At 62.4% G+C, this 26,260-nt stretch carries 1 protein-coding gene; it reads right to left on the bottom strand.

The features are described 5' to 3' along the window. Positions 1-82 precede the first annotated feature (82 nt). The gene (locus BTHE68_RS30890) at positions 83-26,260 is read right to left on the bottom strand and encodes a non-ribosomal peptide synthase/polyketide synthase (RefSeq protein WP_162070100.1); all 26,178 of its coding nucleotides are present in this window, start codon (positions 26,258-26,260) and stop codon (positions 83-85) included.

Raw genomic sequence — 26,260 nt, 5'->3', positions numbered from 1 at the left:
TGTTTTCCGTCATTCTGTTCTCCTTTCTCCCGAAGCTGCGCTTGCCATCGGTCTATCGACCGATGGCAATACGCGCCGCATTTCAATCATTTGCTACTTTCGACTCTTCGAAGACGTTCAACGACGCGAGCTGATGTCCGATCGTCACGACGGACGATGGCTGGCACATATCGGCGTGCGCGCAATCCATATCGACATTCACAATCGAGCCATCGGCCCACTCGCGCCATTCTGCGACATGACGTGGCTGTCCGGGTTTCTCGGATCGAGCGGCCGTGAAGTAGACGATATCGCCGCCATATCGCTTCGGCGCGAACGTGGCTTGCAAATGCATGTTTTGCTGCGTTGCATCGATAAGGGTCATGACGTGTCGGTCTGTGATGTAGGCCGGAATCAGACGGTTCGCGCGCAGCGCATCGACTCGTTCCGCAGTCGTGCGCATGTCGCGAAGCGCGATGGTCAGTTCGTCGGACATGCCCGGGAACGCGGCTGCCATGAGCGTGCATTCGTCGACTTCGTGCGTTTGGCGGCCATCAGAGAGACGCGAATCCAGCAGAACGAGCTGATCGATTGTTTCGCCCAGGCTCTGAAGTTGTGTCGCCATTTCATAAGCCACCAATCCCCCGAAAGACCAGCCAAGCAGGCGATATGGCCCGTGAGGCTGAATGCTGCGGATGCGCGCGATGTAGTCGCTCGCCATCTCTTCGATAGTGGCCGGGCTGTAATCGGGTTGCTGGAGCGCTGGAGTTTGTATGGCGTAGATCGGCTGATTCCCTTCGAGGCTCTGAGCAAAACCCGCATAACTCCAGGCCAGCCCGCCGACCGGGTGGATGCAGAACAGCGGAGCGCCTTCGCCCGGAGCGCGGATCGGCAGAATGGTGTCGAATTCCGTATTCGACGGCGTCGTGTTCAGGCGGTCGGCAAGTTCGGCCACTGAGGGCGCCTTGAACAATTCGCGGATGGAAATGTTCTGGCCGAGTTTAGCGTCGATATGCGCTGTCAGTTGTACGGCGAGCAAGGAGTGGCCACCGAGCGCGAAGAAGTTATCGAACACGCTCACCCGTTCAAGGCCGAGCACGCTCGCGAAGCACTGCGCGAGCGTGTCTTCGAGCGCGGTACGCGGCGCGACGTATTCGTCGAGGCTTTGCCACTGCGGATCGGGCAACGCGCGACGATCGAGCTTGCCATTCGGTGTGAGAGGCAACGCATCGAGCACGACGAAGGCTGACGGCACCATGTAGTCGGGCAAACGCTGGGCGAGATGTTCGCGCAACGCGCTGGCATCGACCTCAGCCGCTGCGGTGACATAAGCGACAAGCTGTTGATCATCCTGCTGTCTCGCCCTCGCGATGACCACCGCTTCGCGCACCGCCGCATGACTGGCGATTTGCGCCTCGATCTCACCCAGTTCAATACGGAAGCCGCGAATCTTGACCTGATGATCGTTGCGGCCAAGAAACTCGATATTGCCATCGGCACGATAACGCGCGAGATCGCCCGTGCGATACATGCGTGCGCCGGCAACGAACGGATCATCGATGAACCGCTCGGCGGTCAGATCCGGGCGATTCAGATACCCACGCGCCACGCCCGCACCACCGATATACAACTCACCCACCGCGCCCGGCGGCACCAGCCGATATTGCGCATCGAGCAGATACATACGCGTGTTGGCGATCGGTCGACCGACCGGCACCGTCGATGACACGTTCGCTTCGACGCCTGCGTGATAGCACGAAGACCAGACCGTGGTTTCCGTCGGACCGTAGAGATTCCACAACGACTTCACTTTGTCGCCAAGACGGGCGGCCAGACCAGCGGACAACGCTTCGCCGCCGCACAATGCGGTCAACTGCGCGTTGCCGGTCCACTGCGCATCGAGCAGCATGCGCCAGGTGGCAGGCGTCGCCTGCATGAAGCTCACGTCATGCTTCGTGAGCAGCGCTTGCAGGGCGAGCGGATCGGCCGCATCGCTTCTGCGCGCGAGTACGACGCGGGCGCCCGTGCTCAGGGGCAGATACAGCTCCAGCCCGGCGATATCGAAGGCGATGGTGGTGACCGCCAGAAGCGTGTCGTCTGCACGCATGGCGGTGACATCGCGCATCGAGCAGAGGAAGTTCAGCATCTCGCGATGCTCGACCATCACGCCCTTGGGCTTGCCGGTGGAACCCGAAGTAAAGAGCACGTAGGCGAGGTGTTGCGGGGCGACGGCCGTTTGCGGATCGTCTTGCGGGAGGGTGTCATCGAGCGATGCGTCGGGATCGAGCACGGTCAGCGAACCGGTGTCGCCCAGCGCTTCACGACCGGCGGCATCGGCGAGCAGCAGGCGGGGCGTGGAGTCGGTGAGGATATGGCTCAGGCGCTCGCCCGGATAGGCCGGATCGAGCGGCACATAAGCGCCGCCCGCCTTGAGTATCGCGAGCAACGCGACGACCATGCCGATGCCACGTTCGACACACAACGCCACACGATCTTCCGGACGCACGCCCAGCGCGATCAGATGATGCGCAAGCTGATTGGCACGCGTATTGACTTGCGCATAGGTGAGCGACGTGTCTTCGAAGACCAATGCGATCGCATCGGGCGAGCGTTGCACCTGTTGTTCAAACAACTGATGAATGCACAGATGCTCGGGATACGTAGCAGCGGTGTCGTTCCATGTTTCAACGAGCAGCGTGCGGGTTTCAGGCGGCAACACATCGAGCTGATTGACGGGCGTTCGAGGCGCCTGTTCGAGCGCCTGCACGAGACTCGACAACGCCTGTTCCATATACCCGCACAACTGCGTAGGCGACAGCGGCGCGATAGTCTGCGCAGTGAGCCCGAGGCTCTCGCCGTTGTCTTCGACCGCCAGCATCAACGGATAGTTGGTGCGTTCTTCGGCACCGAGCAATTCGATACCGTCGAAGGCCTGAGCATCGTCGGCCGATGCCTGATTGTGGCGATAGTTGAGCAAGGCGCTGAAGAGCGGCGCGGGCGCGGCCACACCGCTGCATCGCTGAGCGAGTGCGAGCGGCGCGTGCTGATGCTGCAGCAAAGCCGCGAGACGTTCGTGCGTATCGCGTACGCTGTCGGCGACGGAAGTCCCGTTCACGTCGAGACGAATCGGCAGCGTATTGATCAACAGCCCCAACGCCTGATCGACGCCCGCCTGCATGCGCCCGAGCAACACGGTGCCGAACACGATGCGTCCGTCGGAATCGATTGCACTGCTCGCACTGAGCACGCGTGCCCAGGCGAGGTGGCAGAGGCTCGCGAGACTCACGCCGAGGCTTCGGGCCTGCGTGCGCAGACGCGTATTGAGCGATGCGGGCAACGTGACACGCGCTTCGGCCACAGCCGAGCCGTCGTGATGGACGTTGGTAAGACCGAAAGGCAACGTGGGTTCGCTGACATCGGCGAGCATGTCGCGGAAGAAGGCTTCGTGTGCTTGTTGACTCGCGCCGAGTCGCGCCTGGGCGACCAGATCGCGGAACGGTTGAGCCGCGCCGAGCGAATGTCCGCGGCCATCGAGCAGCGCGCTGATTTCCTTCTGGATGACCTCCAGCGTGACGTGATCGCCGATCAGGTGGTGCCAGACGAGCAGCGCGAGCCAGCGGCCCGATGCGGGTTCGCGAGCGATGGTGAGGCGAAGCAGCGGAGCCTGAGTCAATGACAGGCGTTGGGAGCGGGCATCGAACAGGCCCGCGAGTTGTTCAGCGATTGGACCGTGCGTCGGATCGAGTTCGATCTCATCGAGGCTAACCGGTGCTTCACGCAAAACCACTTGCGCGGGCGTGCTGAGCGCATCGTAGATAAAGGCGGTGCGCAGGATGTCGTGCCGTTTGACGACCTGCTGCAAGGCATCGAGCCAGGCATCGAGCCGTGCGCGGCTATCGAAGGCGAGACGCGCGGTTTGCAGATACGGATCGCCCTCCGTGGTCAGCATGTGATGGAACAGAATGCCTTCCTGCAGTGGGGCGAGTGCATAAATGTCCTGCACATTGGCGAGCCCGCCGGGCACGTGTTCGACGATGCGATCGATGTCCGATTGCGTGAGCGCGATGAGCGGCAGCATCGCAGGCGTGATCGCGGTGCAATCGGGCGTGATGGCGTTGGGCGGCACGACGATATCGGTCGTGGACGTACCGCGATCGAGTGAAGCGGCCAGCGCGCTGAGCACGGGCGTGGCGAACAGATCGCGCACGCTGGCGTGCAGGCCGACGCGGCGCATGCGCTCGATGAGCGTCACGGCGAGCAGCGAGTGGCCGCCGAGCGAGAAGAAGTTGTCCTGCCTGCCGACGCGCTCGAGGCCGAGCAGTTCGGCCCACAGATCGGCCAGTGCGGTTTCGGTTTGACCTTGCGGTGCTTCGAAGGGGCGCAGGGCGAAGGCATCGGCTTGCGGATCGGGCAGTGCGCGACGATCGAGCTTGCCGTTGGGCGTGAGGGGCAGCGCATCGAGCACGACGAAGGCGGAGGGCACCATGTAGTCGGGCAGGCGCGCGCTCAAGTGCTCGCGCAAGGCGCTGCCGTCGATATCGGCAAGGGGCGTGACATAGGCGACCAGTTGCTGGTCATCCTGTTGTCGGGCACGCGCGATGACCACCGCTTCACGCACCGCCGGATGGTCGGTGAGTTGCGCCTCGATCTCGCCGAGTTCGATACGGAAGCCGCGAATCTTGACCTGATGATCGTTGCGGCCGAGGAACTCGATATTGCCATCGGCGCGATAGCGCGCGAGGTCGCCCGTGCGATACATGCGTGCGCCCGGAACGAATGGATCGTCGAGGAAGCGCTCGGCGGTGAGTTCCGGTCGGTTCAGATAGCCACGCGCCACACCCGCGCCACCGATATAAAGCTCGCCGACCGTACCGAGTGGCACCGGATGGCGTTGCACATCGAGCAGATAAATGCGCGTGTTGGCGATGGGTTTGCCGATGGTTTCCGTCAAACGCTCGCCGTTCTTCATCTCGATCCAGGTCGAGTACGTCGTCGTTTCAGATGGGCCATACAGATTGCACAGCCGCTCGATTCCGGTTTCGGCAAAGATCCGCTTCATGAGCGCAAGCTTCAACGGCTCGCCGGCGAGGTTGATCGTGCGGATCGATGTCAGCGATGCGCTCGCATCCAACAATGCCGTGATCGCCGATGGCACCGTATTGATGAGGCTGACGTCATGCGGACTTCTGACGAGTGCGAGAACGTTGTCGACCAGATGAATCGTTCCGCCTCGCGTCAGAGGAGCGAAACATTCGTAGATCGAGAGATCGAAATTGAGCGAGGTTGCGAACAGTGTTTGCGAGAGCTCTTCCGGCGCGAAGGCCTCGTGGCTCCAGGCCAGGAAGTTGACGGCATTTCGATGTTCGATCGCTACGCCTTTGGGCTTTCCGGTGGAGCCGGACGTGTAGATAACATAAGCAAGATGATGCGGAGCGACGGCTGTCTGCGGATCGTCCTGCGAGAGCGCGTCATCGAGCGATGCATCGGGATCGAGCACGGTCAGCGAACCGGTGTCACCCAGCGCTTCACGACCAGCGGTATCGGCGAGCAGCAGCCGGGGCGTGGCATCGGTGAGGATATGACTCAGACGTTCGCCCGGATAGGCCGGATCGAGCGGCACGTAAGCGCCGCCAGCCTTGAGTATCGCCATCAGCGCGACGACCATGCCGATGCCACGCTCCATGCACAACGCCACGCGATCTTCCGGACACACGCCCAGCGCAATCAGATGATGCGCGAGTTGATTCGCGCGTGCATTGAGTTGCGCATACGTAAGCGATGCGTCTTCGAAGACCAGCGCAATGGCATCAGGCGTGCGCTGCACCTGTTGTTCAGACAACTGATGAATGCAGAGATGCTCGGGATACGTCGCCGCCGTGTCGTTCCAGCGTTCGAGCAGTGCGTGTTCTTCGGGAAGCACGAGTTCATGTGCGTGCAGCGGTGCGTCGGGTTGATCGAGCGCTTGTTGGAGCAAGCGCGTAAAGCGTTCGCCCAGCCGTGCGATGGTGCGCTCATCGAACAGGTCGGTGGCGTAGCTGAACGTACCAGCCAGTCCGTCTTGCGAATGCGTCAGACTGAGCGTGAGATCGAACTTGGCTCCGGCTTCGGCTGCGGGCAGCAATTCCAGAGTGAGACCGGGCAGCGCGAGCGCGTCCATCGGTGCGTTCTGCAACACGAACATCACCTGGAACAGCGGCGTGCGGCTGGTGTCGCGAACTGGCGCAAGCGCTTCGACGAGTTTTTCAAATGGCAGATCCTGATGCGCGTAAGCGGCCAGCGTCGTATCACGGACTTGCGCAAGCAGATCGCGTAAAGAAGGCGCACCGGAGAGATCGGCCCGCAGCACCAGCGTATTGACGAACAGACCGATGAGCGGCTCGATCTGCGCATGCGTGCGGTTGGCGATGGGCGAGCCCACGGCCACCTCCGTTTGCCCTGACAAACGTGCAAGCAGCGTCTGGAACACGGCGAGCAGCAGCATGAAGGGTGTGACGCCTTCACGATTCGCAAGCGCGTTCAGGCGCTCGTACAACGCGGGATTTACAGCGAAGGGCAGCGTTGCACCACGTCCGCTGATTTGCGCGGGGCGAGGACGGTCGGTAGGCAGATCCAGCGGTGCGAGTTCGGCGAGCTGATTGCGCCAGTACTGAGTCTGACGCTCGAGTTCGGCGCCGGCGAGCCAGTCGCGCTGCCACAGGGTGTAGTCGGCATATTGCACGGCCAGCGGCGGCAGGGCGATAGGTTCGTTACGCAATGCGGCCGTATAGCAGGCGCCGAGTTCACGCACCAATACACCGCTGGACCATCCATCGGAGACGATGTGATGCATGGTGAACAGCAAGACGTGTTCTTCTTCTGCGAGGCGCAGCAATCGGGCGCGCAACAACGGACCGTGTTGAAGATCGAAGGGACGACGGGCTTCGTCTTGCGCGACGCGTCGGACTTCGGCGGCTTGTGTGCCGGGAGCGAGTGTGTCCAACGGCAGTGCGAGTTCCAGTTCCGCAGCGATGCGCTGAACGGCTTGACCATCGTGCTGGGCGAAAGACGTGCGAAGGCTTTCGTGACGCGCAACGAGTGCATTCAAAGCAGCATGAAACGCGGGAACGTCGAGTGCGCCGCGCAGACGCAGGGCAATCGGGATGTGATAGGTCGATTGTCCGGGGTTCAGTTGCTCGAGGAACCACAAACGTTCTTGCGCGAAGGACAGCGGCAGATGCGCGGGGCGCGGAAGTGCCTGCAGAGGCGGTAACGCAATGACCTGCCGAGACGATTCCCCAAGAGCTTCAGCGAGGGAGGCAACACTGGGCGCATCGAACAGCGCGCGCAGAGGCAATTCGATAGCAAGCGCCTCACGCAAACGCGACACGAGTTGCGTAGCGAGCAAGGAGTGGCCGCCAAGCGCGAAGAAGTTATCGAACACGCTCACCCGTTCGAGACCGAGCACGCTGGCGAAGCATTGCGCGAGCGTGTCTTCGAGAGCGGTACGCGGGGCGACGTATTCGTCGAGGCTTTGCCACAGCGGATCGGGCAGCGCGCGACGATCGAGCTTGCCATTGGGTGTGAGAGGCAGCGCATCGAGCACGACGAAGGCGGACGGCACCATGTAGTCGGGCAAACGCTGGGCGAGATGTTCGCGCAACGCGCTGGCATCGACCTCAGCCGCTGCGGTGACATAAGCGACAAGCTGCTGATCATCCTGCTGTCTCGCCCGCGCGATGACCACCGCTTCGCGCACAGCCGCATGACTGGCGATCTGCGCCTCGATCTCACCCAGCTCGATCCGGAAGCCGCGAATCTTGACCTGATGATCGTTGCGGCCGAGGAACTCGATATTGCCATCGGCGCGGTAACGCGCGAGATCGCCCGTGCGATACATGCGTGCGCCGGCAACGAACGGATCATCGAGGAACCGCTCGGCAGTCAGATCCGGGCGATTCAGATACCCACGCGCCACGCCCGCACCACCGATATACAACTCACCCACCGCACCCGGCGGCACCAGCCGATATTGCGCATCGAGCAGATACATGCGCGTGTTGGCGATCGGTCGACCGACCGGCACCGTCGATGACACGCTCGCTTCGACGCCTGCGTGATAGCACGAAGACCAGACCGTGGTTTCCGTCGGACCGTAGAGATTCCACAACGACTTCACCTTGTCGCCAAGACGGGCGGCCAGACCAGCGGACAACGCTTCGCCGCCGCACAATGCGGTCAACTGCGCGTTGCCGCTCCACTGCGCATCGAGCAGCATGCGCCAGGTGGCAGGCGTCGCTTGCATGAAGCTCACGTCATGCTTCGTGAGCAGCGCTTGCAGGGCGAGCGGATCGGCCGCATCGCTTCTGCGCGCGAGTACGACGCGGGCGCCCGTGCTCAGGGGCAGATACAGCTCCAGCCCGGCGATATCGAAGGCGATGGTCGTGACGGCCAGAAGCGTGTCGTCTGCACGCATGGCGGTGACATCGCGCATCGAACAGAGGAAGTTCAGCATCTCGCGATGCTCGACCATCACACCCTTGGGCTTGCCGGTGGAACCCGAAGTAAAGAGCACATAGGCGAGGTGTTGCGGGGCGACGGTCGTTTGCGGATCGTCTTGCGGGAGGGTGTCATCGAGCGATGCGTCGGGATCGAGCACGGTCAGCGAACCGGTGTCGCCCAGTGCTTCACGACCGGCGGCATCGGCGAGCAGCAGGCGGGGCGTGGAGTCGGTGAGGATATGGCTCAGGCGCTCGCCCGGATAGGCCGGATCGAGCGGCACATAAGCGCCACCCGCCTTGAGTATCGCGAGCAACGCGACGACCATGCCGATGCCACGTTCGACACACAACGCCACACGATCTTCCGGACGCACGCCCAGCGCGATCAGATGATGCGCAAGCTGATTGGCACGCGCATTGAGTTGCGCATAGGTGAGCGATGTATCTTCGAAGACAAGCGCGATCGCATCGGGCGAGCGCTGCACCTGTTGTTCAAACAACTGATGAATGCACAGATGCTCGGGATACGTAGCAGCGGTGTCGTTCCATGTTTCAACGAGCAGCGTGCGGGTTTCAGGCGGCAACACATCGAGCTGATTGACGGGCGTTCGAGGCGCCTGTTCGAGCGCCTGCACGAGACTCGACAACGCCTGTTCCATATACCCGCACAACTGCGTAGGCGACAGCGGCGCGATAGTCTGCGCAGTGAGCCCGAGGCTCTCGCCGTTGTCTTCGACCGCCAGCATCAACGGATAGTTGGTGCGTTCTTCGGCACCGAGCAATTCGATACCGTCGAAGGCCTGAGCATCGTCGGCCGATGCCTGATTGTGGCGATAGTTGAGCAAGGCGCTGAAGAGCGGCGCGGGCGCGGCCACACCGCTGCATCGCTGAGCGAGTGCGAGCGGCGCGTGCTGATGCTGCAGCAAAGCCGCGAGACGTTCGTGCGTATCGCGTACGCTGTCGGCGACGGAAGTCCCGTTCACGTCGAGACGAATCGGCAGCGTATTGATCAACAGCCCCAACGCCTGATCGACGCCCGCCTGCATGCGCCCGAGCAACACGGTGCCGAACACGATGCGTCCGTCGGAATCGATTGCACTGCTCGCACTGAGCACGCGTGCCCAGGCGAGGTGGCAGAGGCTCGCGAGACTCACGCCGAGGCTTCGGGCCTGCGTGCGCAGACGCGTATTGAGCGATGCGGGCAACGTGACACGCGCTTCGGCCACAGCCGAGCCGTCGTGATGGACGTTGGTAAGACCGAAAGGCAACGTGGGTTCGCTGACATCGGCGAGCATGTCGCGGAAGAAGGCTTCGTGTGCTTGTTGACTCGCGCCGAGTCGCGCCTGGGCGACCAGATCGCGGAACGGTTGAGCCGCGCCGAGCGAATGTCCGCGGCCATCGAGCAGCGCGCTGATTTCCTTCTGGATGACCTCCAGCGTGACGTGATCGCCGATCAGGTGGTGCCAGACGAGCAGCGCGAGCCAGCGGCCCGATGCGGGTTCTTGAGCGATGGTGAGGCGAAGCAGCGGAGCTTGAGTCAATGACAGGCGCTGGGAGCGGGCATCGAACAGGCCCGCGAGTTGTTCAGCGATTGGACCGTGCGTCGGATCGAGTTCGATCTCATCGAGGCTAACCGGTGCTTCACGCAAAACCACTTGCGCGGGCGTGCTCAGTGCATCGTAGATGAAGGCGGTGCGCAGGATGTCGTGCCGTTTGACGACCTGCTGCAAGGCATCGAGCCAGGCATCGAGCCGTGCGCGGCTATCGAAGGCAAGACGCGCGGTTTGCAGATACGGATCGCCCTCCGTGGTCAGCATGTGATGGAACAGAATGCCTTCCTGCAGTGGCGCGAGTGCATAAATGTCCTGCACATTGGCGAGCCCGCCGGGCACGTGTTCGACGATGCGATCGATGTCCGATTGCGTGAGCGCGATGAGCGGCAGCATCGCAGGCGTGATCGCGGTGCAATCGGGCGTGATGGCGTTGGGCGGCACGACGATATCGGTCGTGGACGTACCGCGATCGAGTGAAGCGGCCAGCGCGCTGAGCACGGGCGTGGCGAATAGATCGCGCACGCTGGCGTGCAGGCCGACGCGGCGCATGCGCTCGATGAGCGTTACTGCAAGCAGCGAGTGGCCGCCGAGCGAGAAGAAGTTGTCCTGCCTGCCGACGCGTTCGAGGCCGAGCAGTTCGGCCCACAGATCGGCCAGTGCGGTTTCGGTTTGACCTTGCGGTGCTTCGAAGGGGCGCAGGGCGAAGGCATCGGCTTGCGGATCGGGCAGTGCGCGACGATCGAGCTTGCCGTTGGGCGTGAGGGGCAGCGCATCGAGCACGACGAAGGCAGAGGGCACCATGTAGTCGGGCAGGCGCGCGCTCAAGTGCTCGCGCAAGGCGCTGCCGTCGATATCGGCAAGCGGCGTGACATAGGCGACCAGTTGCTGGTCATCCTGTTGTCGGGCACGCGCGATGACCACCGCTTCACGCACCGCCGGATGGTCGGTGAGTTGCGCCTCGATCTCGCCGAGTTCGATACGGAAGCCGCGAATCTTGACCTGATGATCGTTGCGGCCGAGGAACTCGATATTGCCGTCGGCGCGATAACGCGCGAGGTCGCCCGTGCGATACATGCGTGCGCCGGGGACGAATGGACTCGCGACGAACCGTTGCGCGGTGAGCGCCGCGCGTCGCAGATAACCGGTCGCGAGACCCGCACCGCCGATGTAAAGCTCGCCGGTGCCACCAATGGGCAGGGCGCGAAGATATTCATCGAGCACGTATGCGCGCGTGTTGGCAAGCGGCTGTCCGATGGGAATCGACGTGCCATAGGTGGTGGTATCGCTGAACGCATGGGTCAGCACGCCCACGGTCGTTTCAGTCGGTCCGTAGTGGTTCAGGATGCGCAGATCCGGGTTGAGTGCCTGCACGGACATGATCCACTCGGACCGGGTCGCCTCGCCGCCCAGCACCAGCAACTGCGTGGGCAACGCCGATGTATCGGACATTACATCGATGAGCGCACGCAGATGACCCGGCACGATCTTCAGGATGCCGATATTGTTGTCGCGCATATACTGCCCGAACAGATAGCCATCGGAGGTCCGCTCGGTCGACAGAATGTGCAGGGCATGACCTGCCATCAACGCACCGAACAGGATCGTATGACCGAGGTCGGTGGCGATGGTTGAAGCGAGCGCCATGCTGCTTGGCGTGGGCACGTTCATTCTTGCCAGCACGCCGTTCAGATAGTTGGCAAGGTTCCTGTGACTCAGGACGACGCCCTTTGGCTGGCCGGTGGAGCCGGATGTGTAGATCACATAGGCCGGGTACTGCGGGTGCGCTTCGATGGCGGGCTCAGTGTCAGGGCGGGCTTCGATCGCACTCGTTTCGATGTCGGGGCACACGACGGGCAAGTTCCGCGCAACGTCCGGGAGGCGCTCGAGAAGCTGCGGCTGAGTGATCAGCATGGAGACCTGGGCGTCGTCGAGCATGTACCCGAGGCGATCCGCGACGGAGGTGGGATCGAGCGGCACGTAAGCGCCGCCAGCCTTGAGTATCGCCATCAACGCGACGACCATGCCGATGCCACGCTCCATGCACAACGCCACGCGATCTTCCGGACACACGCCCAGCGCGATCAGATGATGCGCAAGCTGATTGGCGCGCGCATTGAGTTGCGCATACGTAAGCGATGCGTCTTCGAAGACCAGCGCAATGGCATCGGGCGTGCGCTGCACCTGTTGTTCAAACAACTGATGGATGCACAGATGCTCCGGATAAGCCGCCGCCGTGTCGTTCCAGCGTTCGAGCAGTGCGTGCTCCTCGGGCAGCACGAGTTCATGCGCATGCAGCGGTGCGTCGGGTTGATCGAGCGCTTGTTGAAGCAAGCGCGTAAAGCGTTCGCCCAGACGCGCGATGGTGCGCTCATCGAACAGGTCGGTGGCGTAGCTGAACGTGCCGGCCAGTCCGTCCTGCGAATGCGTCAGACTGAGTGTGAGATCGAACTTGGCTCCGGCTTCGGCTGCGGGCAGCAATTCCAGTGTGAGACCGGGCAGCGCGAGCGCTTCCATCGGTGCGTTCTGCAACACGAACATCACCTGGAACAGCGGCGTGCGGCTGGTGTCGCGAACTGGCGCGAGTGCTTCGACGAGTTTTTCAAATGGCAGATCCTGATGCGCGTAAGCGGCCAATGTCGTATCACGGACTTGCGCAAGCAGATCGCGTAAAGAGGGCGCACCAGAGAGATCGGCCCGCAGCACCAGCGTATTGACGAACAGACCGATGAGCGGCTCGATCTGCGCATGCGTGCGGTTGGCGATGGGCGAGCCCACGGCCACCTCCGTTTGCCCTGACAAACGTGCAAGCAGCGTCTGGAACACGGCGAGCAGCAGCATGAAGGGCGTAACGCCTTCACGATTCGCAAGCGCGTTCAGGCGCTCGTACAACGCGGGATTTACAGCGAAGGGCAGCGTTGCACCACGTCCGCTGATCTGCGCGGGACGAGGACGATCGGTGGGCAGATCCAGCGGTGCGAGTTCGGCAAGCTGATTGCGCCAGTACTGAGTCTGACGCTCGAGTTCGGCGCCGGCGAGCCAGTCGCGCTGCCACAGGGTGTAGTCGGCGTATTGCACGGCCAGCGGCGGCAGGGCGATAGGTTCGTTACGCAATGCGGCCGTATAGCAGGCGCCGAGTTCACGCACCAATACACCGCTGGACCATCCATCGGAGACGATGTGATGCATGGTGAACAGCAGAACGTGTTCTTCCTCTGCGAGGCGCAGCAATCGAGCGCGCAACAACGGACCGTGTTGAAGATCGAAGGGACGACGGGCTTCGTCTTGCGCGAGGCGTCGGACTTCGGCGGCTTGTGTACCGGGAGCGAGTGTGTCCAACGGCAGTGCGAGTTCCACTTCCGCAGCGATGCGCTGAACGGCTTGACCATCGTGCTGGGCGAAAGACGTGCGAAGGCTTTCGTGACGCGCGACGAGCGCATTCAAAGCGGCATGAAACGCGGGAACATCGAGCGCGCCGCGCAGACGCAGGGCAATCGGGATGTGATAGGTCGATTGTCCGGGGTTCAATTGCTCGAGGAACCACAGACGTTCCTGCGCGAAGGACAGCGGCAGATGCGCGGGACGCGGAAGTGCCTGCAGAGGCGGTAACGCGATGACCTGGCGAGACGATTTCTCCAGCGTTTCAGCAAGCGATGCAACGCTCGGCGCATCGAACAGCGCGCGCAGAGGCAATTCGATAGCAAGCGCCTCACGCAAACGCGACACGAGTTGCGTAGCAAGCAAAGAATGCCCACCAAGCGCGAAGAAGTTATCGAACACGCTCACGCGTTCAAGGCCGAGCACGCTGGCGAAGCATTGTGCGAGCGTGTCTTCGAGCGCGGTACGCGGGGCGACGTATTCGTCAAGGCTTTGCCACTGCGGATCGGGCAGCGCGCGACGATCGAGCTTGCCATTGGGTGTGAGAGGCAGCGCATCGAGCACGACGAAGGCTGACGGCACCATGTAGTCGGGCAAACGCGAACTCAGGTGCTCGCGCAACGCGTTCGCATCGATCTCCGAAGCCAGCGTGACATAAGCGACAAGCTGTTGATCCTGCGTCTTCTCATTACGCGCCCGCGCGATGACCACCGCTTCACGCACAGCCGCATGACTGGCGATCTGCGCCTCGATCTCACCCAACTCGATCCGGAAGCCGCGAATCTTGACCTGATGATCGTTGCGGCCAAGAAACTCGATATTGCCATCGGCGCGATAACGCGCGAGGTCGCCCGTGCGATACATGCGTGCGCCGGCAACGAACGGATCATCGATGAACCGCTCGGCAGTCAACTCTGGCCGATTCAGATACCCACGCGATACCCCAGCACCACCGACATAAAGCTCACCCACCGCACCCGGTGGCATCAACTGACGTTGTGCGTCGAGCAGATAGATGCGTGCATTGTCAATCGGCTTGCCGATGACAGGTTGCGTTTGGTCGGTCGTGATCTCGGTGACAGTGGCATCCACCGTGCATTCCGTCGGACCGTAGACGTTGAACGCGCGGATTTGATCGGCGTGCGCCAGGCAATTCCACATTTGTTGCGTGAGTGCTTCGCCGCCGACGAGCAGCGTCAGGTCAGACTGTCGCCGTTCGAGCAGACCGGTCGCGAGCAGTGCATCGAGCTGAGTGGGCGTGCAATCGAGCACATCGACGTCGGCGGCGTTCAGAAACTCGATCAACGCTGCGGCATCGGCCCGCACGTCGGCGGGAATCACGATCAAACGATGTCCCGCCAGCAAGGAAGTAAGGCTCTTAAGCGAGGAATCGAATGCGATGCTGGCATTCAGGCTGACACCGGAGTTCGCCGCGCAATGTGCGAACACCGTCGATTGCAACGCGTGATGGAGGTTCGCTACATGATGATGCGCGACCATCACGCCCTTGGGTATGCCGGTTGAACCCGAGGTGTATATGACGTAAGCAAGATGATGCGGAGCGACGGGTGTCTGCGGATCGTCCTGCGCGTCCTCGAGCGATGCATCAGGATCGAGCACGGTCAGCGAACCGGTGTCTCCCAGCGCTTCACGACCAGCGGTATCGGCGAGCAGCAGCCGGGGCGTGGCATCGGTGAGGATATGACTCAGACGTTCGCCCGGATACGCCGGATCGAGCGGCACATAAGCGCCGCCAGCCTTGAGTATCGCCATCAGCGCGACGACCATGCCGATGCCACGCTCCATGCACAACGCCACGCGATCTTCTGGACACACGCCCAGCGCGATCAGATGATGCGCAAGCTGATTGGCGCGCGCGTTGAGTTGCGCATACGTGAGCGATGCGTCTTCGAAGACCAGCGCGATCGCATCGGGCGTGCGTTGCACCTGTTGTTCAAACAACTGATGAATGCACAGATGCTCCGGATACGCCGCCGCCGTGTCGTTCCAGCGTTCGAGCAGTGCGTGCTCCTCGGGCAGCACGAGTTCATGTGCATGCAGCGGTGCATCAGGTTGATCGAGCGCTTGTTGAAGCAAGCGCGTAAAGCGTTCGCCCAGCCGCGCGATGGTGCGCTCATCGAACAGGTCGGTGGCGTAGCTGAACGTACCAGCCAGTCCGTCTTGCGAATGCGTCAGACTGAGCGTGAGATCGAACTTGGCTCCGGCTTCGGCTGCGGGCAGCAATTCCAGAGTGAGACCGGGCAGCGCGAGCGCGTCCATCGGCGCGTTCTGCAACACGAACATCACCTGGAACAGCGGCGTGCGGCTAGTGTCGCGAACTGGCGCGAGTGCTTCGACGAGTTTTTCAAATGGCAGATCCTGATGCGCGTAAGCGGCCAGCGTCGTATCACGGACTTGCGCAAGCAGATCGCGTAAAGAAGGCGCACCAGAGAGATCGGCACGCAGCACCAGCGTATTGACGAACAGACCGATGAGTGGCTCGATCTGCGCATGCGTGCGGTTGGCGATAGGCGAGCCCACGGCCACCTCCGTTTGCCCTGACAAACGTGCAAGCAGCGTCTGGAACACGGCGAGCAGCAGCATGAAGGGCGTGACGCCTTCACGATTCGCAAGCGTGTTCAGGCGCTCGTACAACGCGGGATTTACAGCGAAGGGCAGCGTTGCACCACGTCCGCTGATTTGCGCGGGGCGAGGGCGATCGGTGGGCAGATCCAGCGGTGCGAGTTCGGCGAGCTGATTGCGCCAGTACTGAGTCTGACGTTCGAGTTCGGCGCCAGCGAGCCAGTCGCGCTGCCACAGGGTGTAGTCGGCGTATTGCACGGCCAGCGGCGGCAGGGCGATAGGTTCGTTACGCAATGCGGCCGTATAGCAGGCGCCGAGTTCACGCACCAATACACCGCTGGACCATCCATCGGAGACGATGTGATGCATGGTGAACAGCAAGACGTGTTCTTCCTCTGCGAGGCGCAGCAATCGGGCGCGCAACAACGGACCGTGTTGAAGATCGAAGGGACGGCGGGCTTCGTCTTGCGCGAGGCGTCGGACTTCGGCGGCTTGTGTACCGGGAGCGAGTGTGTCCAACGGCAGTGCGAGTTCCACTTCCGCAGCGATGCGCTGAACGGCTTGACCATCGTGCTGGGCGAAAGACGTGCGAAGGCTTTCGTGACGCGCGACGAGCGCATTCAAAGCGGCATGAAACGCGGGAACATCGAGCGCGCCGCGCAGACGCAGGGCAATCGGGATGTGATAGGTCGATTGTCCGGGGTTCAATTGCTCGAGGAACCACAGACGTTCCTGCGCGAAGGACAGCGGCAGATGCGCGGGACGCGGAAGTGCCTGCAGAGGCGGTAACGCGATGACCTGGCGAGACGATTTCTCCAGCGTTTCAGCAAGCGATGCAACGCTCGGCGCATCGAACAGCGCGCGCAGAGGCAATTCGATAGCAAGCGCCTCACGCAAACGCGACACGAGTTGCGTAGCAAGCAAAGAATGCCCACCAAGCGCGAAGAAGTTATCGAACACGCTCACGCGTTCAAGGCCGAGCACGCTGGCGAAGCATTGTGCGAGCGTGTCTTCGAGCGCGGTACGCGGGGCGACGTATTCGTCAAGGCTTTGCCACTGCGGATCGGGCAGCGCGCGACGATCGAGCTTGCCATTGGGTGTGAGAGGCAGCGCATCGAGCACGACGAAGGCTGACGGCACCATGTAGTCGGGCAAACGCGAACTCAGGTGCTCGCGCAACGCGTTCGCATCGATCTCCGAAGCCAGCGTGACATAAGCGACAAGCTGTTGATCCTGCGTCTTCTCATTACGCGCCCGCGCGATGACCACCGCTTCACGCACAGCCGCATGACTGGCGATCTGCGCCTCGATCTCACCCAACTCGATCCGGAAGCCGCGAATCTTGACCTGATGATCGTTGCGGCCAAGAAACTCGATATTGCCATCGGCGCGATAACGCGCGAGGTCGCCCGTGCGATACATGCGTGCGCCGGCAACGAACGGATCATCGATGAACCGCTCGGCAGTCAACTCTGGCCGATTCAGATACCCACGCGATACCCCAGCACCACCGACATAAAGCTCACCCACCGCACCCGGTGGCATCAACTGACGTTGTGCATCGAGCAGATAGATGCGTGTGTTTGCTATGGGGCGACCAATCGGCACCAGATTCGTTTCTTCAGGAAGGCATCGATACGCCGTTGCCCAGACAGTCGCCTCCGTAGGACCGTACTCGTTATAAAGCGATACGGGCCGCGGCAACGTCGAGCTTTGCCGTGCGAGATTCGGAGGGCACGCCTCACCCGCGACGATGATTTCCCGAAGCTGATGCTCGCCGCTCGACGACATACTGTCGAGAATGGCCTGACCGAGAGAAGGAACGCACAGGACGCGTGTGATGTCACGATCCCGCACGAGCTTGATGATTGCGTTGGGGTCCCGTGCAGTGTCGATATCAACGAGGGCGAGACAGCCCCCGTTAGTGAGCGTCCCGAAGAGGCCGGCGACAGAACTGTCGAAGGCGAGCGACGAAAGCAACAGGAAGCGCTCGTTCGAAGTGCGCTCATAGAACTGGTGCCGGGCGCATGTGGAGGCGACCAACGTTCGATGTTCAATCGCAACGCCTTTGGGCTTGCCGGTTGAACCCGAGGTGTAGATCACATAAGCAAGATGATGCGGAGCGACGGCTGTTTGCGGATCGTCTTGCGAGAGCGCGTCCTCGAGCGATGCATCAGGATCGAGCACGGTCAGCGAACCGGTGTCTCCCAGCGCTTCACGACCAGCAGTATCGGCGAGCAGGAAGCGGGGCGTGGCATCGGTGAGGATATGACTCAGACGTTCGCCCGGATACGCCGGATCGAGCGGCACGTAAGCGCCGCCAGCCTTGAGTATCGCCATCAGCGCGACGACCATGCCGATGCCACGCTCCATGCACAACGCCACGCGATCTTCTGGACACACGCCCAGCGCGATCAGATGATGCGCAAGCTGATTGGCGCGCGCGTTGAGTTGCGCATACGTGAGCGATGCGTCTTCGAAGACCAGCGCGATCGCATCGGGCGTGCGTTGCACCTGTTGTTCAAACAACTGATGAATGCACAGATGCTCCGGATACGCCGCCGCCGTGTCGTTCCAGCGTTCGAGCAGTGCGTGCTCCTCGGGCAGCACGAGTTCATGTGCATGCAGCGGTGCATCAGGTTGATCGAGCGCTTGTTGAAGCAAGCGCGTAAAGCGTTCGCCCAGCCGCGCGATGGTGCGCTCATCGAACAGGTCGGTGGCGTAGCTGAACGTACCAGCCAGTCCGTCTTGCGAATGCGTCAGACTGAGCGTGAGATCGAACTTGGCTCCGGCTTCGGCTGCGGGCAGCAATTCCAGAGTGAGACCGGGCAGCGCGAGCGCGTCCATCGGCGCGTTCTGCAACACGAACATCACCTGGAACAGCGGCGTGCGGCTAGTGTCGCGAACTGGCGCGAGTGCTTCGACGAGTTTTTCAAATGGCAGATCCTGATGCGCGTAAGCGGCCAGCGTCGTATCACGGACTTGCGCAAGCAGATCGCGTAAAGAAGGCGCACCAGAGAGATCGGCACGCAGCACCAGCGTATTGACGAACAGACCGATGAGTGGCTCGATCTGCGCATGCGTGCGGTTGGCGATAGGCGAGCCCACGGCCACCTCCGTTTGCCCTGACAAACGTGCAAGCAGCGTCTGGAACACGGCGAGCAGCAGCATGAAGGGCGTGACGCCTTCACGATTCGCAAGCGTGTTCAGGCGCTCGTACAACGCGGGATTTACAGCGAAGGGCAGCGTTGCACCACGTCCGCTGATTTGCGCGGGGCGAGGGCGATCGGTGGGCAGATCCAGCGGTGCGAGTTCGGCGAGCTGATTGCGCCAGTACTGAGTCTGACGTTCGAGTTCGGCGCCAGCGAGCCAGTCGCGCTGCCACAGGGTGTAGTCGGCGTATTGCACGGCCAGCGGCGGCAGGGCGATAGGTTCGTTACGCAATGCGGCCGTATAGCAGGCGCCGAGTTCACGCACCAATACACCGCTGGACCATCCATCGGAGACGATGTGATGCATGGTGAACAGCAAGACGTGTTCTTCCTCTGCGAGGCGCAGCAATCGGGCGCGCAACAACGGACCGTGTTGAAGATCGAAGGGACGGCGGGCTTCGTCTTGCGCGAGGCGTCGGACTTCGGCGGCTTGTGTACCGGGAGCGAGTGTGTCCAACGGCAGTGCGAGTTCCACTTCCGCAGCGATGCGCTGAACGGCTTGACCATCGTGCTGGGCGAAAGACGTACGAAGGCTTTCGTGACGCGCGACGAGCGCGTTCAAAGCAGCATGAAACGCGGGAACATCGAGCGCGCCGCGCAGACGCAGGGCAATCGGGATGTGATAGGTCGATTGTCCGGGGTTCAATTGCTCGAGGAACCACAGACGTTCCTGCGCGAAGGACAGTGGCAGATGCGCGGGGCGCGGAAGTGCCTGCAAACTCGGCAATGCAATGATCTGACGAGACGATTCCCCAAGAGCTTCAGCGAGTGAGGCAACACTGGGCGCATCGAACAGCGCACGCAGAGGCAATTCGATAGCAAGTGCCTCACGCAAACGCGACACGAGTTGCGTAGCAAGCAAAGAATGCCCGCCAAGCGCGAAGAAGTTATCGAACACGCTCACCCGCTCGAGACCGAGCACGCTGGCGAAGCACTGCGCGAGCGTCGCTTCGAGCGCGGTACGCGGGGCGACGTATTCGTCGAGGCTTTGCCACAGCGGATCGGGCAACGCGCGACGATCGAGCTTGCCATTGGGTGTGAGAGGCAGCGCATCGAGCGCGACGAAGGCAGAGGGCACCATGTAGTCCGGAAGACGCGAACTCAAGTGCTCGCGCAACGCGTTCGCATCGATCTCCGAAGCGAGCGTGACATAGGCGACAAGCTGTTGATCATCCTGCTGTCTCGCCCGCGCGATGACCACCGCTTCGCGCACCGCCGCATGACTGGCGATCTGCGCCTCGATCTCACCCAGTTCAATACGGAAGCCGCGAATCTTGACCTGATGATCGTTGCGGCCAAAAAACTCCAGACTGCCATCAGGACGATAACGCCCGAGATCACCCGTACGATAAAGCCGCGATCCAGGAACGAACGGATCGTCGATGAACCGCTCGGCAGTCAACTCTGGCCGATTGAGATATCCCCGCGCCACCCCCGCACCACCGACATACAGTTCGCCCACAGCACCGACAGGCGCCAGTTGCCCTTGCGCATCGAGCAGATAGACCGTCAGATCAGGAATACGCACACCGATCGGGCTATTGCCGTCCGCGCAGTCCTCGCGCGTCAGCGGCCGATAGGTCACGTGAACGGTCGTCTCCGTGATTCCGTACATGTTGATCAGGCGCGGTTGCTGGTCCGAGTGCCGCGCGTACCAGGGTTCGAGCATCGACGGATTCAGCGCCTCGCCGCCGAAGATCACATAGCGCAGTGCAATAGGGCCGTCGTTCGCTTCCTGCGCCTGAATGAGTGCGCGAAACGCGCTGGGCGTCTGATTCAGAACGGTGACGCCTTCGCGCTGAAGCAGACGAAGGAAATCGGGTGCGAACCGGGCCACATGCTGCGGCACGATCACCAGCTTGCCGCCATGGCGCAGCGCGCCCCAAAGCTCCCAGACCGAGAAATCGAACGCGAACGAGTGAAACAGGCACCACACATCGCGTTCATGAAAACCGAACCAGTCCTGCGTCGCGTCGAACAGGCGCACGATCTGCGCATGCTCGACCATCACGCCTTTAGGTTTGCCTGTCGACCCGGACGTGTAGATCACATACGCAAGATGAGGCGGAGCGACGGGCACTTGCGGATCGTCCTGCGGATATGAGTCATCGAGCGATGCATCGGGGTCGAGCACGGTCAGCGAGCCGGTGTCTCCCAACGCTTCACGGCCGGCGGCATCGGCGAGCAGCAGCCGGGGCGTGGAGTCGGTGAGGATGTGGTTCAGACGCTCGCCGGAATAAGCCGGATCGAGCGGCACATAAGCGCCGCCGGCCTTGAGTATCGCCATCAACGCGACGACCATGCCGATGCCACGCTCCACGCACAGCGCCACGCGATCTTCCGGAGCAACCCCGAGCGCGATCAGATGATGCGCGAGCCGGTTCGCGCGCGCATTGAGCTGCGCATAAGTGAGCGACGCATCTTCGAAGACCAGCGCGATCGCATCGGGCGTGCGTCGGGCATGCTGCTCGAAGAGCTGATGGATGCACAGATCCGCAGGATAGCCCGCGCCGATGCCGTTCCACGTTTCGACCAGCAGCGTACGAATATCGGGCGGCAACACGTCGAGCTGGTTCACCGGCGTCCGAGGCGCCTGTTCGAGCGCCTGCACGAGACTCGACAACGCCTGCTGCATATAGCCGCACAATTGCTCGGGCGACAGCGGCGCAACGGTCTGCGCAGTGAGTTCGAGACTGTCGCCGTTGTCATCCACCGAAAGCGTCAGCGGATAGTTGGTGCGCTCTTCGGCACTGAGCAATTCTATGCCGTCGAAACCTTCGCGCTCATCCGCCGGGCCTTGGTTGTGGCGATAGTTGAGCAAGGCGCTGAAGAGCGGCGCGGGCGCGGCGACACCGCTGCATCGCTGAGCGAGCGCGAGCGGCGCATGCTGATGCTGCAACAAGGCTGCGAGCCGTTCATGCGTGTCACGCACGCTGTCGGCGACTGCGGCACCGGTTATGTCGAGGCGAACCGGCAGCGTATTGATCAACAGCCCCAACGCCTGATCGACGCCCGCCTGCATGCGCCCGAGCAACACGGTGCCGAACACGATGCGTCCATCGGAGTCGACCGCGCTGCCCGCGTTCAGCACGCGGGCCCAGGCGAGATGACAGAGGCTCGCGAGACTTACGCCGAGGCTTCGGGCCTGCGTGCGCAGACGTGAATCGAGCGACGCGGGCAACGTCACACGCGCTTCGGCGATGGCCGAGCCGTCATGATGCACGTCGGTGAGGCCGAAGGGCAGCGTCGGTTCGCTGACATCGGCGAGCATGTCGCGGAAGAACGCTTCATGCGCTTGCTGATTCGCATCGAGCCGCGCCTGCGCGACCAGATTGCGGAACGGTTGAGCCGCGCCGAGTGTATCGCCTTTTCCGTTGACGATCGCATCGATTTCCGCATGCATCACATCCAGCGTCGCGTGATCGCCGATCAGATGATGCCAGTTCAGTTGCACGAGCCAGCGGCTGCTTTGCGCTTCCGGGGCGATCGCGATTCGCAGCAGCGGAGCCTGCGTGAGATCGAGGCGTTGCGTGCGGGCATCGAAGTGTTGCGCCAACGGCCCGTCGATCTCGGTAATCGTCACGGGCGCCTTGCGCCAGACGACCTGAGCGGCGGTGCTGAGGCTATCGTGAATGAAGGCGGTGCGCAGGATGTCGTGCCGGTCGATGACGCGCTGCAAGGCATCGAGCCACGCATCGAGCCGTGCGCGGCTATCGAAGGCGAGACGCGCAGTTTGCAGATACGGATCGCCTTCCGTGGTCAGCATATGATGGAACAGGATGCCTTCCTGCAATGGCGCCAGTGCATAGATATCCTGAACATTGGCGAGGCCGCCGGGAACCTGCGCGACAATTCGATCGATGTCCGTCTGCGTGAGTTCGATGAGCGGCAGCATCGACGGCGTGAGCGCGGTGCAGCCAGGCGTGATCGCATTGGGCGGCACGACGATATCGACCGTGGACGTACCGCGATCGAGTGAAGGCGCCAGCGCACTGAGCACGGGCGTGGCGAACAGGTCGCGCACGCTTGCCTGTATGCCGATGCGCCGCAGCCGTTCGATGAGCGTCACGGCGAGCAGCGAGTGGCCGCCGAGCGCGAAGAAATTGTCGTGACGTCCGACGCGTTCGAGCCCGAGCAACTCGGCCCACAACTCGGCGAGCGCGGTTTCGGTTCGACCTTGCGGCGCTTCGAAAGGGCGCAGCGCGAACGCATCGGCTTGCGGATCGGGCAACGCGCGGCGATCGAGCTTGCCGCTCGGCGTCAGCGGCAGCGCATCGAGCGTGACGAAGGCCGATGGCACCATGTAGTCGGGCAGACGCGAGGCAAGATGCTCGCGCAGGGCGCTGGCATCGATATCGGCATGCAGCGTGACATAGGCGACGAGCTGCTGATCCTGCGAACCTTGATGGCGCGCCCGCGCAATGACCACCGCTTCACGCACGGCCGCGTGGCTTTCGATCTGCGTCTCGATCTCACCAGGCTCGATGCGAAAGCCGCGAATCTTGATCTGATGATCGTTACGGCCGAGAAACTCGATATTGCCATCGAGCCGATAACGCGCGAGATCGCCCGTGCGATACATGCGGCCACCGGGAACGAACGGGTCATCGAGGAAGCGCTCGGCGGTGAGTTCAGGTCGATTCAGATAGCCGCGCGCCACGCCCGCACCACCAATATGAAGCTCGCCGACCGCGCCCGGCGGCACCACGCGACGTTGCGCATCGAGCACATAGGCGCGCGTGTTGGCAAGCGGCTTGCCGATCACGGGCTGCGCCTGTTCGGCCGTGATCTCGGCGACGGTCGCATCGACTGTGCATTCGGTCGGACCATAGACGTTGAAGGCGCGAAATTGTCCGGCGCGCGCCAGTCGGTTCCAGGTCTGCGGCGTGAGCGGCTCGCCGCCCACGAGAATCGTCAGAGCCGACTGCCGCCGTTCGAGCAGACCAGCGGAAAACAGCGATTCGAGCTGAGTCGGCGTGCAGTCGAATACGTCGATGCCGGCGGTATCGAGGAAATCGACCAGCGCCATCGCATCGGTGCGTACGTCGGCGGAGACGATCATCAGCCGATGTCCGGACAGCAAGGCGGTGAGGTTCTGCACCGACGCGTCGAACGCGATGCTCGCGTTCAGCGTGACGCCGGAGTGCGGCGCACAATGGGCGAATACCGTCGATTGCAAGGCGTGATGCAGGTTCAGCACATGACGATGCTCGACCAGCACGCCCTTCGGTTTGCCGGTCGAACCGGATGTATAGATCGCATAGGCAAGATGATGCGAGGCGAGTCCGGGCACGAGCGGATCGCCCTGCGGCAGCGTGTCATCGAATGATGCGGCGGGATCGAGCACAGTAAGCGCGCCCGTGTCGCCGAGCGCATGACGGCCGGCGGCATCGGCGATGAGCAGCACGGGGGCGGCGTCTTCGAGGATGTAACTCAGGCGCTCGCCCGGATAGGCCGGATCGAGCGGCACATACGCGCCGCCGGCCTTGAGGATCGCGAACAGCGCGACGATCGCGCCGATACCGCGCTCCATGCACAGCGCCACGCGGTCTTCCGGACGCACGCCGAGCGCGATCAGACGATGCGCGAGCCGGTTCGCGCGCGCGTTGAGTTGCGCGAACGTGAGCGTTTCGTCGTTGCAGACGAGCGCGACGGCATCGGGCGTGAGTCGAACCTGCTGTTCGAGAAGCTGATGGATGCACAGATGTTCGGGATAAGGCGCGGCCGTATCGTTCCATTGTTCGAGCAGCGCCTTTCGCTCAGGCAACAGGAGTTCGAACTCATGCAGCGGCGCGTCGGGCCGCTCCAGCGCCTGTTCGAGCAGACGCGTGAAGCGCCGCGCATGGGCATCCACGTCTTCCGGCGTATAGAGCGACGGATTGCCGTCGAACATCAGTTCAATACCGAATGCATCGCCTTCGTCGTGCACGATCAGCGCGAGGTCATCCGGCGTTCCATAGAAAGAGCGATTCGAGCCGATCCGGCAGGCCGCGAAGTCCAGCGCAACGCTGTAGTCGGGCATGATGTTCACGGTGGGGCCGAAAAGCGGCCGGTCGGATTCGATGCGTCCCACATCGCGCCGGATGTCTTTGACGCGATAGCGCTGATGTCGCAGGACCCGGCGACTTTGTTTCGACACCGCGTCGAGCAGATCGACGATGCTCGTGTCCTCGCCGAGCGCCGCCCGCAACGGCAGCGCGTTGGACAACATGCCCGGCACGCTTCTCGCCAGTCGTCCGACCCGCGCCGTCACCGGAAAGCCGAGCACCACTTCGGGTTGCCCGCTCAGACGCGCGACATAGGCGGCCATGACCGCCGTGATGAATTGCGGCCACGTCGCGCCGTTGCGCTCGGAGACTTGCCGGAGAAGCCGCGTCGTTTCGGCTGAAAGGCGCATTTGCGCGATCGCCTGTGCGGAACCGTCCGCGTGAATCGGTTCGTGCGCCATGCATTCGCCGAGAATCACCGGCTCGGGACAGTCGGCCAGATAGTCGCGCCAGAACTGCTGATCACGCTCGAACGCGCTGGACGCGCGGTAGGCGTCATCGTCGTCGAGCAGATCGGCGAGCCGTCCCCAGCCGGCTGGCGCGGGCTCGCGTCGCTCGACCAGCGCGGAATAGACCGACGCGAGACGCTGCGTGAAAAGGAAAAACGAAAAGCCGTCGAATGCGATGTGATGAATCCGCTGAAACAGAAAGAACCGCGTCGGTCCGGCCTGAAAAAGCGTGCCGTCGAAGAGGGGATGACGGCCGAGATCGATGGCTTCGGCAAGCGCGCCCTGCACATGGCGATCGATGGCTTCTACGGGGTCGGGCGCATCGCTGACATCGACCACCGGCAGCGTGAAGTCTACGAGCGCATCCGGCACGGCCTGATGCGGCATGCCATCCTCGATGACGATGCGTACCTGCATCGCGTCCGCTTCGCCGACCGTCTGCCGCACCGCCGCTTGCAGAATTTCGATATCGAGCGGTCCGATGATTTCGGTCAACTGCGCGAGATTGAAGCGCGGATCGCGCAAGTCGAGTTGTTGCCGAAAGAAGATGCCCGATTGAGCGGGAGCAAGAGGAAAGCTGAGCAT

It is taken from the genome of Burkholderia sp. THE68, from assembly GCF_009938265.1.
In the GTDB taxonomy this organism is placed as follows: domain Bacteria; phylum Pseudomonadota; class Gammaproteobacteria; order Burkholderiales; family Burkholderiaceae; genus Caballeronia.
This window is presented reverse-complemented; position numbering and strand designations above follow the sequence as displayed.

Coding starts and splice junctions, on each gene's coding strand:
- BTHE68_RS30890 (WP_162070100.1), bottom strand. CDS start 26,260: ATGCTCAGCTTTCCTCTTGCTCCCGCTCAATCGGGCATCTTCTTTCGG.